The organism is Halomonas tibetensis (assembly GCF_042643535.1).
GTDB lineage: Bacteria > Pseudomonadota > Gammaproteobacteria > Pseudomonadales > Halomonadaceae > Halomonas > Halomonas tibetensis.
Genome location: NZ_JBHRSQ010000012.1, coordinates 118,035 through 130,515 on the forward strand (window position 1 = coordinate 118,035; position 12,481 = coordinate 130,515).

General features: G+C 63.2%; 12 protein-coding genes and 3 tRNA genes. 12 read left to right on the forward strand and 3 right to left on the reverse strand.

The window, feature by feature from the left end; all coding sequences use genetic code 11:
• Positions 1 to 74 precede the first annotated feature (74 nt).
• From alaS to ACFODV_RS09690, 6 genes are all read left to right on the forward strand, one after another.
• A complete protein-coding gene (gene alaS / locus ACFODV_RS09665) occupies positions 75 to 2,687 on the forward strand; it encodes an alanine--tRNA ligase (protein WP_379758263.1) in 2,613 nt (870 codons plus the stop codon).
• Positions 2,688 to 2,793: 106 nt separating this feature from the next.
• Positions 2,794 to 4,044: an aspartate kinase gene (locus ACFODV_RS09670; protein WP_379758266.1), complete on the forward strand. Its 1,251-nt coding sequence runs from the start codon at positions 2,794 to 2,796 to the stop codon at positions 4,042 to 4,044.
• A gap of 199 nt (positions 4,045 to 4,243) precedes the next feature.
• The gene (csrA, locus tag ACFODV_RS09675) at positions 4,244 to 4,441 is read left to right on the forward strand and encodes a carbon storage regulator CsrA (protein ID WP_379758269.1); all 198 of its coding nucleotides are present in this window, start codon (positions 4,244 to 4,246) and stop codon (positions 4,439 to 4,441) included.
• A 115-nt stretch (positions 4,442 to 4,556) separates the two neighbouring features.
• A tRNA-Ser gene (locus ACFODV_RS09680) sits at positions 4,557 to 4,649 on the forward strand.
• Between the two features lie 51 nt (positions 4,650 to 4,700).
• Positions 4,701 to 4,777: transfer RNA gene (locus ACFODV_RS09685), tRNA-Arg, on the forward strand.
• Between the two features lie 59 nt (positions 4,778 to 4,836).
• Positions 4,837 to 4,913, forward strand: a tRNA-Arg gene (locus ACFODV_RS09690).
• A 169-nt stretch (positions 4,914 to 5,082) separates the two neighbouring features.
• Here ACFODV_RS09690 and ACFODV_RS09695 read toward each other — a convergent pair.
• Positions 5,083 to 6,009 (reverse strand): tRNA dihydrouridine synthase, encoded by a 927-nt coding sequence (locus tag ACFODV_RS09695; RefSeq protein ID WP_379758272.1) that lies wholly within the window; start codon positions 6,007 to 6,009, stop codon positions 5,083 to 5,085.
• Here ACFODV_RS09695 and ACFODV_RS09700 point away from each other — a divergent pair.
• Genes ACFODV_RS09700 through ACFODV_RS09715 form a run of 4 tightly spaced genes read left to right on the forward strand, consistent with a single transcriptional unit; the run spans position 6,008 to position 9,669 of the window.
• Positions 6,008 to 6,202, forward strand: coding sequence for a hypothetical protein (locus tag ACFODV_RS09700; RefSeq protein ID WP_379758275.1), 195 nt, complete (start codon positions 6,008 to 6,010; stop codon positions 6,200 to 6,202). The genes ACFODV_RS09695 and ACFODV_RS09700 overlap by 2 nt on opposite strands.
• Positions 6,189 to 6,443 (forward strand): OadG family protein, encoded by a 255-nt coding sequence (locus tag ACFODV_RS09705; RefSeq protein ID WP_379758278.1) that lies wholly within the window; start codon positions 6,189 to 6,191, stop codon positions 6,441 to 6,443. Before ACFODV_RS09700 ends, ACFODV_RS09705 begins: the two co-directional genes overlap by 14 nt.
• 54 nt (positions 6,444 to 6,497) lie before the next feature.
• On the forward strand, positions 6,498 to 8,336 hold the full coding sequence (oadA, locus tag ACFODV_RS09710; protein ID WP_379758281.1) for a sodium-extruding oxaloacetate decarboxylase subunit alpha: 1,839 nt from the start codon (positions 6,498 to 6,500) through the stop codon (positions 8,334 to 8,336).
• 10 nt (positions 8,337 to 8,346) lie between these two features.
• Entirely contained in the window at positions 8,347 to 9,669 is a 1,323-nt protein-coding gene (locus tag ACFODV_RS09715) for a sodium ion-translocating decarboxylase subunit beta (RefSeq protein ID WP_379758284.1), read from the forward strand.
• A gap of 104 nt (positions 9,670 to 9,773) precedes the next feature.
• On the opposite strand, the gene ACFODV_RS09720 is transcribed toward ACFODV_RS09715, so the two are convergent.
• Both ACFODV_RS09720 and ACFODV_RS09725 read right to left on the reverse strand, forming a co-directional pair.
• The gene (locus ACFODV_RS09720) at positions 9,774 to 10,391 is read right to left on the reverse strand and encodes an IMPACT family protein (protein ID WP_379758287.1); all 618 of its coding nucleotides are present in this window, start codon (positions 10,389 to 10,391) and stop codon (positions 9,774 to 9,776) included.
• Positions 10,391 to 10,876, reverse strand: a complete 486-nt coding sequence (locus ACFODV_RS09725; RefSeq protein WP_379758290.1) for a LexA family protein — start codon at positions 10,874 to 10,876, stop codon at positions 10,391 to 10,393. Before ACFODV_RS09725 ends, ACFODV_RS09720 begins: the two co-directional genes overlap by 1 nt.
• Positions 10,877 to 11,093: 217 nt before the next feature.
• On the opposite strand from ACFODV_RS09725, the gene ccmA reads away from it, so the two are divergent.
• Positions 11,094 to 11,741, forward strand: coding sequence for a cytochrome c biogenesis heme-transporting ATPase CcmA (ccmA, locus tag ACFODV_RS09730; protein ID WP_379758293.1), 648 nt, complete (start codon positions 11,094 to 11,096; stop codon positions 11,739 to 11,741).
• Complete coding sequence (gene ccmB / locus ACFODV_RS09735) at positions 11,728 to 12,471, forward strand: heme exporter protein CcmB (RefSeq protein WP_379758296.1); 744 nt, start codon at positions 11,728 to 11,730, stop codon at positions 12,469 to 12,471. The genes ccmA and ccmB overlap by 14 nt, the downstream gene beginning before the upstream one ends.
• The last annotated feature ends 10 nt before the right edge of the window (positions 12,472 to 12,481 follow it).

The following is a 12,481-nucleotide window of genomic DNA, read 5'->3' on the forward strand; positions in this document are numbered from 1 at the left end:
TAATGGACCCCTTTGCGGACGCTTCGGGTGGCCTCGTCGCGGACGGCCACACCGCCCATCGCCACGGATACCCCATGAAAAGCGCAGACATCAGACAGGCCTTTCTGAGTTACTTCGAGACGCACGGCCATACCGTCGTTCCTTCCAGTTCCCTGGTGCCGGGTAACGACCCTACGCTGCTGTTCACCAACGCCGGCATGGTGCCGTTCAAGGACGTCTTCCTGGGCCGTGACCCGCGCCCCTATATGCGTGCCACCTCGTCCCAGCGCTGCGTTCGCGCCGGCGGCAAGCACAACGATCTTGACAACGTCGGCTACACGGCCCGCCACCACACCTTTTTCGAGATGCTGGGCAACTTCAGCTTTGGCGACTACTTCAAGCGCGACGCGATTCGCTTCGCATGGACGTTCCTCACCGAGACCCTGGGCCTGCCCAAGGAGAAACTCTGGGTCACAGTGCATGTCAGCGACGACGAGGCCGAGGCGATCTGGAAGCAGGAGATGGGCATCGATCCGGATCGCTTCTCCAAGCTCGACGAAGACAATTTCTGGCAGATGGGCGACACCGGCCCCTGCGGCCCCAGCTCCGAGATCTTCTATGATCACGGCCCCGAGGTGTGGGGTGGACCGCCCGGCAGTCCCGAGGAGGACGGCGACCGCTATATCGAGATATGGAACCTGGTGTTCATGCAGTTCGATCGCGATGCCGCGGGCACACTGAATCCGCTGCCCAAGCCCTCCATCGACACCGGCATGGGCCTGGAGCGCATCGCCGCGGTGATGCAGGGCGTGCACTCCAACTACGAGATCGACCTGTTCCAGAACCTGCTGGCCTCGGCGGCGCGCCATACCGGACACGCCGACACCCGTAACCCTTCGCTGCGGGTGATCGCCGACCACATCCGCTCCTGCGCCTTCCTGATCACCGACGGCGTGCTGCCCTCCAACGAGGGGCGCGGCTATGTCCTGCGCCGGATCATTCGTCGCGCCGTTCGCCACGGCCACAAGCTGGGCGCCAAGGGCGACTTCTTCCACAAGCTGGTGGGGGCGCTGGATGCCGAGATGGGCGGCGCCTATCCGGAGCTGCGCGAGGCTCGTCACCAGATCGAGCGCGTGCTGCTCAAGGAAGAGGAGCAGTTCGCGCGTACCCTGGAGCACGGCATGGGCTTGCTCGAGGAGGCTCTGGCCGGCCTCGATGGCGAGGTGCTGCCCGGCGAGACGGTGTTCAAGCTCTACGACACCTTCGGCTTCCCCTACGATCTGACCGCCGACGTCTGCCGCGAGCGCGGCGTGACCCTCGATGAAATCGGCTTCGAGCGTGCGCTGGAGGCTCAGCGCGAACGCGCCCGGGCGGCCAGCCAGTTCGGCGCTGACTACGGTGCCGCACTGGACCTCGAGGGTGAGACCACCTTCACCGGCTATGACCGCCTGGAAGACATCGCCAAGGTCACCGCCATCGTCGACCGGGAGGGTAACGTCCTCACCGGCCTTGCGCCCGAGCAGCGCGGTCTCGTGGTGCTCGACCGTACCCCCTTCTACGGCGAGTCAGGCGGCCAGGTGGGTGACACCGGCTACCTGCACCTGAGCGGCGGCGCTCGCTTCCTGGTCACGGACACCCAGAAGCAGTCCGGTCACCACCTGCACCATGGCGTGTTGCTGGAGGGTGAGCTGGCGGTGGGTGACGAGGTACGCCCCGAAGTCAGCGCCGAGCTGCGTGGCGCCACCATTCGCAACCACTCCGCTACCCACCTGATGCACAAGGCCCTGCGCCTGGTGCTGGGCGACCACGTGGCCCAGAAGGGCTCGCTGGTCACTCCCGAGCGGCTGCGTTTCGACTTCAGCCACTTCGAGGCGATGACCCCGGAGCAGCTGGCTGAGGTGGAGCGCCTGGTCAACGAGCAGATCCTGGCCAACGCGGCCACTCGCATCGAGCAGATGACCCTCGACCAGGCCAAGGCCCGAGGCGCGGCGGCACTGTTCGAGGCCAAGTACGCCGACGATGTGCGGGTGCTGACCATCGGCGCCGACGATTTCTCCATCGAGCTGTGCGGCGGTACCCACGTGGCGCGCAGCGGCGACATCGGCTGCTTTCACATCGTCAGCGAGCAGGGCATCGCCAGCGGTGTGCGCCGCATCGAAGCGATCACTGGCGAGGGGGCACTGGACTGGTTCCGCGAGCAGGAAGCCCGCCTGCTGCGTATCGGCGAGCGCCTCAAGGCCAAGCCGGAGCAGGTCGAGGAGCGCGTCGAGTCGCTGGTCGAGCGTAACCGCACCCTGGAGAAGGAACTCGAGCGGCTCAAGGGCAAGCTGGCCAGCGCCGCCGGCAGCGACATGCTCGGTCAGGCTACCGAAGTTGGCGGCATCAAGGTGCTGGCCACCCGCCTGGAAGGGGTCTCCGCCAAGGAGTTGCGGGGAGTGCTTGACCAGCTCAAGAACAAGCTGGGCTCGGGTATCATCGTGCTGGGCGTGGCCGACAAGGAGGCCGGCAAGGTCAGCCTCATCGCGGGGGTCACCGACGACCTCACCGGCCGGGTCAAGGCCGGCGAGTTGGTCAACCATGTGGCGTCCCAGGTAGGCGGCAAGGGCGGCGGTCGTGCCGACATGGCACAGGCCGGCGGCAGCGACGTCGGGGCCCTGCGGGGGGCTCTCGAGAGCGTGTCGGCCTGGATCGAGGCACGCCTCCAGTAACAATCGTCGGGGCCGGTGACCACAGCGTCCCGGCCCTTTCACCATGCGTTCATCTTTCACGCATCCGAGCGCCTCTGGCTCTCGACTCACGAGGGAACAACGGCATATGGCACTATACGTACAGAAATTTGGCGGCACCTCGGTGGGCTCCGTGGAGCGCATCAAGGCCGTGGCCGAGAAGGTCAAGGGCTTTCGCGACAACGGTCACCAGATCGTGGTCGTGGTCTCGGCCATGAGCGGAGAGACCAACCGCCTGATCGGCATGGCCAACGAGATCAACGACGAGCCGACACCTCGCGAAATGGACATGCTGGTCTCCACCGGAGAGCAGGTCACCATCTCGCTGCTGGCCATGGCGCTGCACAAGCTGGGTGTGCCGGCCACCTCCTACACGGGTTCCCAGGTGGGCATTCTCACCGACAGCTCCCATACCAAGGCGCGTATCCAGCGCATCGAAACCGACGAGATCCAGGAAGACCTGGACGATGGCAAGGTGGTGGTGGTGGCCGGCTTCCAGGGCGTGGACGAGGAGGGCAACATCACCACCCTCGGCCGCGGCGGCTCCGACACCACCGGCGTGGCCCTGGCCGCGGCTTTGAAGGCCGATGAATGCCAGATCTACACCGATGTCGACGGCGTCTACACCACCGACCCCCGGGTGGTCTCTCGGGCCCAGCGTCTGGATACCATCACCGTCGAGGAAATGCTGGAACTGGCGAGCCTGGGCTCCAAGGTCCTGCAGATCCGCGCCGTCGAATTCGCCGGCAAGTACAATGTTGCGCTGCGCGTGCTGTCCAGCTTCGAGGATGGCCCCGGCACCCTGATCGTTGCTGACTCCGACCAAGACGAGGACTCCATGGAAGAACCGCTGATCTCCGGTATTGCCTTCACCGCTAATGAAGCCAAGCTGACGCTGCTCAACACGCCTGACGTGCCCGGCGTGGCCTCGCGTATCCTCGGCCCGATCGCCGATGCCAACATCGAAGTGGATATGATCGTCCAGAACGTGGCACCGGCAGGTGACTACACCGACTTCACCTTCACCGTCGCCAAGGGCGACTACAAGCAGACCATGCGCATCCTTAAGGATCAGGTGATCCCTGATCTGGGTGGCGGCGAGCTTCGCGGCGATGACAACATCGCCAAGGTCTCCCTGGTGGGCGTAGGCATGCGCTCCCATGCCGGCGTCGCGTCCAAGATGTTCCGCGTGCTGGCCGACGAGAACATCAACATTCGCATGGTCTCCACCTCCGAGATCAAGATTTCCGTGGTGATCGACGAGAAACAGATGGAACTCGCCGTGCGCGCGCTGCACAAGGCCTTCGGCCTGGACAAGAGCGACATCGAGAGCGAATAAGGCTGCCCTGAGCGGCTGACACCTTCTACGCTGACAGGGAAGCCCATGACGGGGCTTCCCTTCAACGGGGAGGTCGGGTGTCATCGGCTGCCGAATTGGTCACGGACGATGCCGTGCCACATAATGGCTCGGTGCACTTCCTGCGGCGAATATCCCGTTGCTTCCGAGTTCCAGAACAAGCCTGAGAAGGAGATCAGCCATGCTCATCCTGACCCGCCGAGTCGGCGAGACCCTGATGATCGGAGACGACATCACCGTGACGGTGTTGGGCGTCAAGGGAAATCAGGTTCGGATTGGTGTCAATGCCCCCAAGGACGTCGCCGTGCACCGCGAGGAGATCTATCAGCGCATCCAGCGCGAAAAGGGTGAGGAAGCTGCCCCGGGCCACGACGATTGACGCCGCCGGCTCGCTTGTCCTCTCCGTGCAGATCGGAGACTGCGGTATGAAAAAAGAGGCGAGCCCCGCTGGACAAAGCGCTTCAGAATCGGTACGATATGCGCCGTGTCGATAGGGAGAGGTGGCCGAGTGGCTGAAGGCGCTCCCCTGCTAAGGGAGTATGGGGTTTATAGCCTCATCGAGGGTTCGAATCCCTCCCTCTCCGCCATGACAGCAAGGCTAACGTCTCGCAGTGATGGACGATACGATTGAAGACCGGGCGCCCGTAGCTCAGCTGGATAGAGTACCTGACTACGAATCAGGGGGTCGGAGGTTCGAATCCTCCCGGGCGCGCCACTTCAAGCCAGTATGAGATCAGTGTCACGTGATGGCGTTCACGCTAATCATCGCACCACGCGCCCGTAGCTCAGCTGGATAGAGTACCTGACTACGAATCAGGGGGTCGGAGGTTCGAATCCTCCCGGGCGCGCCAGTTTTGGACCCGCTCTCTCAGGAGGGCGGGTTTTCTGTTTTTTACCCAGTGTTGTTTCGGTCGCTATTTCAGTTGGTTCGGTCCTTCTTCTGCTAGCCGGAATTACCCGACTCGCGGGTGATTTCGCGATCGTTTGAGGCGCCGTCGCATTGCGACGTGCGCCTCTTTTTTATGCCGCAAGCCCGGTGAGCAGCTCGCTCAGGTTGTTGATGCGCTTGAGCCGCTCGAAGCGCCGGGCGGCTTCGAGATCTCGGGCGCGCATGTGGTTCAGCCACTGCTTGATCAGTGAGGCCACAACACGTTCGGTCAGGGTGCTACGCTGCAGGTGGGCAAAGCCGATCAGTGTCTCGGCTCGGGCTGCCCAGGACGTTTCCGGCAGTCGTTCTCCGGTAAGCTGCCAGTGACGAATGCGTGGGGCCAGCCAGGGGTCGGCCAGAGCGCCGCGACCGATCATCACGTCGCGGCAGCCCGAGAGAGTGCGAGCACGCCAGTAGTCCTCCAGGCTCCAGATGTCGCCGTTGGCGACGACCGGTATGGACAGGCGAGCGCGGATGCGCCCGATCCACTCCCAGTGGGCGGGAGGTCGGTAGCCTTCGTTGCGAGTGCGGCCGTGCACCACTACCTGGCAGGCGCCACCGGCCTCGGCGGCCATGGCGCAGCTCAGGGCCAGGCGCCGGTCGGCGAAGCCGAGGCGAAGCTTTGCGGTGACCGGGATCGCGTGGCCCACGGCCTCGTGGACCGCAGCCACCGCCGCGCGGACTCGTGCGGGGTCGCGAAGCAGGGAGGCCCCGCCATCGTGGCGGTTGACCAGTTTGGCAGGACAGCCAAAGTTGAGGTCCAGGCTGGTGGCTCCGAGGCTCAGCGCCTGGCGGGCGTTGGCGGCCAGCGCCTCCGGGTCGGCCCCCAATAGCTGCAGGTGAACCGGTATGCCACGGGGGGTCGCGACGACGGGGCAAAGAAGCTCGGGGCAGTGCTTGTGGAAGACACGTGGTGGCAAGCGGGCGTCGATGACGCGGATAAACTCGGTGACCGTCCAATCAAAGCCAGGCTGGCGGGTCAGCAAGTCTCGCGTGTGAGCGTCTATGACGCCTTCCATGGGTGCCAGACCGAGCTGTCCGGGGGCTTCTTGTAGTAAATTAACAACGCTGACTTCCACCATGTTTCCTTTGCAATTTTTCACGATTGTGGCAGGTTATATCATCGAAAAAATTGCGCAAGATGCCATGTTGGCGAACGATCGCGACATGGTGGTTGAAGATGACAAGAGGACCCCGCATGAGGGATTTTGAGCTGCTGGAGGAAGGCCTGGCCCTGATGGGCTTGGGTATGGGCTTCGTTTTTGTTTTTCTTACCATTCTGGTGATTACCATCACCTTGATGTCGATGCTCCTCAGGCGTTTCGCTCCCGAACCGGTCGAGTCGGCCACCCCAGGTCCCGCCCGTTCGGCGCCCCCTGCACAGCAGAATGAGGAGGTGATGGCGGTGATTGGTGTCGCCCTGCATCGCTATCGCCAGCGCCATCGTCGCTGACGCGCCCTGTTTCCTTTGTCCTCTCCTTACCCCCCAAAACACAAGGTCGCTTCCATGACTGACAACGCTCGTCCGCTCGGTATCACCGATGTCGTCCTGCGCGATGCCCACCAGTCGCTGTTTGCCACGCGCATGCGCCTGGACGACATGCTACCCATTGCCGAAAAGCTGGATCGTATCGGTTTTTGGTCGCTGGAATCCTGGGGGGGCGCCACGTTCGACGCCTGCATTCGCTACCTGGGTGAGGATCCCTGGGAGCGCATCCGCGCGTTAAAGGCGGCCATGCCCAACACCCCTCAGCAGATGTTGCTCCGAGGCCAGAACCTGTTGGGCTATCGCCACTATGGGGACGACGTAGTGGACAGGTTCGTCGAACGAGCCAAGACAAACGGCGTTGACGTGTTCCGCGTCTTCGATGCCATGAACGACCCGCGCAACCTGGAGCGCGCCATCCAGGCTGTGCGCAAGGTCGAGGGTCACGCCCAAGGCACCCTCTCTTACACCGTGAGTCCTGTCCATACCCTGGACGGCTGGGTTGAACTTGGCAAGACCATCGCGGCCATGGGCGCTGATTCTCTTTGCATCAAGGACATGGCCGGTCTGCTCAAGCCCTACGATGCCTATGAGTTGGTCACCAAGCTCAAGGCCGCGGTCGATATTCCGATCCACATGCAGTGTCACGCCACCACAGGATTATCCACCTCCACTATTCTCAAGGCCGCCGAGGCGGGCATCGATAACGTCGATACTGCGATCTCCTCGATGTCCATGACTTACGGCCACAGCCCCACCGAATCGGTGGTGGCCATCCTCCAGGGTACAGAGCGCGACACGGGGCTGGATCTCGAGCTGCTCGAGGAAATCGCCGCTTACTTCCGCGAGGTGCGCAAGAAGTACGCCGCCTTTGAGGGTTCTCTAAAGGGAATCGACTCGCGGATCCTGATCGCTCAGGTGCCTGGCGGCATGCTCACCAATATGGAGGGTCAGCTCAAGGAGCAGGGTGCCGGCGACAAGTTCGACGACGTCCTTCAGGAGATTCCCCGGGTGCGCGAGGACCTGGGCTTTATCCCACTGGTCACCCCGACGTCGCAGATCGTCGGCACCCAGGCGGTGATGAACGTGATGATGAACGAGCGTTACAAGTCGATCTCCAAGGAGGTTCAGGCGCTGCTCAAGGGCGAGTACGGCGCCGCCCCGGCCGAGGTCAACAAGGAGTTGCAGGCCCGCGTGCTGGAAGGCAAGGAGCCGATCACTTGCCGCCCCGCGGACCTGATCGATGCAGAGATGGACAATCTCGCCACAGAGCTGAAGGCGAAGGCCAAGGCGGAGGGTATCCGTCTGGCAGAAGGCGAGCGCGAGATCGATGATGTGCTGACCTATGCGCTCTTCCCTCAGATCGGCCTGAAGTTCCTCAAGAATCGCGACAACTCGGACGCCTTCGAGCCGGCACCTCAAGCCCCCGGGAAAGAGACGCCGGATGCCAGCGCCAACCTGCCAGCAAAGGCCTCTGCCAAGGCACCTGCCGTCAGCAGCGGCTCACCGGCCGGGCCCGAGACCTATACCGTCAAGGTCAACGGCAAGGCCTATGTTGTCGAGGTCGCAGAGGGGGGTGAAATCGCCGATGTCCAGGAGCAGAACGGCGCTGCCCAGTCGGCGGCTGCAGAAGTGGCACCGGCCCCCACTGGCGAGGTGATTAGTGCGCCGTTGGCCGGCAACATCTTCAAGGTTAATGTGCGCCCGGGGGATGCGGTCAAGGAGGGGGATGTGGTGATCATCCTCGAGGCGATGAAGATGGAGACCGAGGTGCGCGCAGCAACCGCCGGCACCGTCTCTGCCGTCAAGGTTGGCGAGGGCGACAGCGTCGCCGTCGGCGACGTGCTCATCGAGCTCTAAGGGCCTTCCTATGGAAAAGCTGGTAACTCTTTGGTACGGCTCGGGAGCCTACAATCTGACCCTCGGACAGGCTGCGATGATCGTGGTGGGCATGGTGCTGCTCTACCTGGCCATCGCCAAGAAGTTCGAGCCTCTGCTGCTGGTGCCGATCGGCTTCGGTGGCATTCTGGCCAATATTCCCGAGGCGGGACTGGCTATCTCGGCGCTGGATCAGGCCATCGAAGTGGCACGTCCGGCGGTGCTCCAGCAAATGGCCAGCGCCCTCGCCGCCACCCTGGACCCGCTGGCGGCGGAAGAAACGTGGCGTGCCACTCTCAAGGCGCTGGTGGACGACGGTGCCTCTCCCGATCAACTGCGTGCTGCCAAGGATGTGGCGGTCAACGTCGGCTACGGTGACGGCCTGCTCTACGTCTTCTACAAGGTCGCTGTGGAATCGGGAATCGCTCCGCTGATCATCTTCATGGGCGTGGGGGCAATGACCGATTTCGGCCCGCTTCTGGCTAATCCGCGCACCCTGTTCCTGGGTGCGGCGGCGCAATTCGGCATTTTCGCGACTCTTTTTGGGGCGGTGGGCATGTCAGCCATGGGCTGGATGGATTTCACCCTCGAGCAGTCAGCGGCTATCGGCATTATCGGCGGTGCCGATGGTCCCACCTCGATCTATGTCTCGAGCATGCTGGCGCCGGAGCTGCTGGGGGCGATCGCCGTGGCCGCCTACGCTTACATGGCGCTGGTGCCGATGATCCAGCCGCCGATCATGAAGCTACTGACCACGAAGCGTGAGCGCGAGATCACCATGACCCAACTGCGCCCGGTGTCGAAGCTCGAGAAGATTATCTTCCCGCTGGCCCTGCTGGTATTGGTGGCACTGTTCCTGCCGGATGCCGCCCCGCTGCTGGGGATGTTTTGCTTCGGGAACCTGATGCGTGAGTGCGGCGTGGTGGAGCGATTAACCGACACCGCTCAGAATGCCCTGATCAACATCGTCACCATCGTGCTGGGCCTGGCCGTGGGTTCCAAACTGATGGCCGAGAGCTTTCTGGCGGTGGAGACCCTAGGGATCATGGCGCTGGGTATGGTGGCCTTTGCCATCGGCACCTCAGCTGGCATCCTCATGGCCAAGCTCATGAACGTGATGAGCAAGATGCCGATCAACCCGCTGATCGGCGCAGCCGGCGTCTCCGCAGTGCCCATGGCGGCGCGAGTCGCCAACAAGGTGGGGCTGGAGTCCAATCCTCACAACTTCCTGCTGATGCACGCCATGGGACCCAACGTGGCCGGCGTGATCGGTTCGGCGGTGGCTGCTGGGGTGATGATCAAATATCTGGGCTGAGACTCGCCAACGCGCTGATTCAAAGCCATGCAAACGGCGTCCCGCGGGGCGCCGTTTGCATGGGATGGCGTGCAGCAGTGATTAACGCGAAGTAAAAATCGGCATCACTCGTCGAGCAATGACAGACGCCCGCGCAGGCGCGATTCCAATTTGCTGAGTTCTACCGGGGTATCGATGGGCCAGCCCACTCTAAGGGTCACGCCCTCGGCAGCATAGTCGGCGGCCTCCACGGGGATATGCTGCTCGCCCAGCCAAGTTCGCGTTTCGGCCTCGCCGGCGAAGTCGACTTTCAAATGGAGAGGACGGCGCTCGACGACCTCGCGGCGTGGCAGTGACTCCAGAGCCTGGGCCACGGCCTGGGCATAGGCCCGGGCAAGACCGCCGGTTCCCAGCTTGGTCCCACCGAAGTAGCGGGTTACCACGCAGCCGACCTGGCCGAGTCCGGAACCTTCGAGCACGCGGTACATGGGCCGCCCTGCAGTACCGCCGGGTTCGCCGTCGTCCGAGAAGCCGATGGCACTCTGCTCGCCGGGCGGGCCGGCGATGAAGGAGGTACAGTGATGGCTGGCACCGGGATGGCACCTCCGCGCCTCTGCCAGCAGCGACTCAAAATCGGTCACGTCGGGGATGTAGGACAGCCAGGTGATGAAGCGGCTCTTCTCCACCTCCAGTTCGCACTCTCGCCAAGTGCCGGGAACAAGGTCGGGGACGGGGTAGCGCATCAGGCGGCCAGTTCCTCCTGGCGTACCACGCCCATCACCAGTCCCAGCACCTGAATGTCGCTGTTTTTCAGGTAGATGGGCGCCATACGTTCGTTGGCGGGCTGCAGGCGGACGCCGGACTTCTCGATGTAGAGCTTTTTCAGGGTGACCTCCTGATTGTTGATCATCACTACGGCAGTCTCGCCGTTCTCGGCGCTTTCCTGACGCTCGATGATGATCACATCACCATCGAAGATGTTGCAATCGATCATGGAGTTGCCGCGCACCCGCAGGGCATAGGTGTTGCGGCGCACCATGCGTCCGGGCACCCGGATGGTGGCGCTGTCCAGACAGGCCTCGATAGGCAGCCCCGCTGATACGCTGCCGAGCAGCGGAATATCAACCAGATGCTCGTCGGTCGCGTCCGGTCCATCCAGGTGGATCCAGGCCTCGGCCAGGGGGAGGTTGGGACGGCGAAGAAGGAACCGGGCGTAGACTTCGGGCATGGTGAGGGTCTCCTGTCGTCAGCTGCGCTGATTTTTATACTGTCGAGATATACAGTATATGGGAAGAATAGCAGTGGCGACCGATCACGCAAGGGGAGACCATCGTTACAAGGTTTGACTGGGGTCAACCGCGACTGGCTGACGCAGATGAGAATCTGGCAGGAAAACCGCTTTCCGTGTAGAGTCTCGAGCCAAATAACTCATCCCGGAGAGTGCCTTGAGCTTGAGCCTGCAAGCCCGGAAGTTGGCCTGCGAACGGGATGATCGCTGGCTCTTCGAAGACCTCGATCTGGATATCTGTGGCGGCGAGATCGTCCGCATCGAAGGGCCCAATGGTAGCGGCAAGACCACCCTGCTTAAGATCCTCTCCGGCCAGCTGGCCGATTATCTGGGCGAGCTTTTTTGGAACGGCATGCCGATGCGTGAATCGCGTCAGGCTTTCCTCGAGAATTTGCTCTACCTGGGCCATGCGCCGGGCGTCAAGGCCGCCCTGACGCCGCTTGAGAACCTGGCCTGGTATCAAGCCCTAGCCGGCGATAACGACAACGAGGCGGCTCGCCTGGCGGCGTTGGAGTCGGTGGGACTGGTGGGCTTCGAGGATGTGCCGGCAGGGCAGCTTTCGGCGGGGCAACAGCGCCGCGTCGCCCTGGCTCGTCTGGAGCTGACGCCGCGGCCTCTCTGGGTGCTCGATGAGCCTTTCACCGCCATTGACCGGGACGGCGTCGCGGCGCTGGAGGAGAGGATGATTGTGCATGCTCGGTCAGGCGGCTGCGTGCTGGTCACCACCCACCATGAGCTCAGGAATACCGACGAGCTGCGCCGGGTTCATCTGGGCAGAGGGGGGCAGCCACATGGCGGGTTCTGAGACTCAGCTGACATCTGGAGATGGCCGCAGCGTGTCGCGGCGGGAACCTGGCGGCGGACTGGCAGTCGCACTCTGGGCGACCCTTCGACGGGACCTGTTGCTTCTGATGCGTCGGCGTAGCGAGGTGCTCAATCCCCTGGTGTTCTTTGCGCTGGTCATTACCCTCTTTCCGATCGGTATCTCGCCGGATCCTCAGCTGCTTGCCACCATTGCGCCGGGTCTGCTGTGGGTGGCGGCGCTGCTAGCGGCGCTGCTTTCTCTGGACAGCCTGTTCCGCGGGGATTACGACGACGGTTCTCTGGAGCAGCTGCTGCTGACCCCGCAGCCGCTGCCTATGCTGGCGCTGGCCAAGGTGACAGTACACTGGCTGCTGACGGGTCTGCCGCTGGCGCTGATGGCGCCGGTGTTGGGTATCATGTTGTCGTTGCCGGCCGGCAGCTACCTGGTGCTGGCGTTCTCGCTGGCGCTGGGCACGGCCAGTTTGAGCCTGATCGGCGCCATCGGTGCGGCGCTCACCGTAGGACTTTCCCGCGGAGGTGTGCTGCTATCGCTGCTGGTACTACCGCTCTACATTCCGGTGCTTATCTTCGGTGCCGGCGCGGTACAGGCGGCCATTGTGGGCGATGGAGCAGCGGCTCACCTTGCCATTCTGGGGGCCCTGCTGGCCCTGTCGTTGATGCTAGCGCCCTGGGCCATTGCAGCGTCGCTGCGCATCAGCATCAACGGTTGAACATTCAAGC

Bases quoted from the DNA above. Each gene is read 5' to 3' on its own strand.
- alaS (WP_379758263.1), top strand. From the start codon at position 75: ATGAAAAGCGCAGACATCAGACAGGCCTTTCTGAGTTACTTCGAGACG.
- ACFODV_RS09670 (WP_379758266.1), top strand. From the start codon at position 2,794: ATGGCACTATACGTACAGAAATTTGGCGGCACCTCGGTGGGCTCCGTG.
- csrA (WP_379758269.1), top strand. From the start codon at position 4,244: ATGCTCATCCTGACCCGCCGAGTCGGCGAGACCCTGATGATCGGAGAC.
- ACFODV_RS09700 (WP_379758275.1), top strand. From the start codon at position 6,008: ATGGGTGCCAGACCGAGCTGTCCGGGGGCTTCTTGTAGTAAATTAACA.
- ACFODV_RS09695 (WP_379758272.1), bottom strand. From the start codon at position 6,009: ATGGAAGGCGTCATAGACGCTCACACGCGAGACTTGCTGACCCGCCAG.
- ACFODV_RS09705 (WP_379758278.1), top strand. From the start codon at position 6,189: ATGAGGGATTTTGAGCTGCTGGAGGAAGGCCTGGCCCTGATGGGCTTG.
- oadA (WP_379758281.1), top strand. From the start codon at position 6,498: ATGACTGACAACGCTCGTCCGCTCGGTATCACCGATGTCGTCCTGCGC.
- ACFODV_RS09715 (WP_379758284.1), top strand. From the start codon at position 8,347: ATGGAAAAGCTGGTAACTCTTTGGTACGGCTCGGGAGCCTACAATCTG.
- ACFODV_RS09720 (WP_379758287.1), bottom strand. From the start codon at position 10,391: ATGCGCTACCCCGTCCCCGACCTTGTTCCCGGCACTTGGCGAGAGTGC.
- ACFODV_RS09725 (WP_379758290.1), bottom strand. From the start codon at position 10,876: ATGCCCGAAGTCTACGCCCGGTTCCTTCTTCGCCGTCCCAACCTCCCC.
- ccmB (WP_379758296.1), top strand. From the start codon at position 11,728: ATGGCGGGTTCTGAGACTCAGCTGACATCTGGAGATGGCCGCAGCGTG.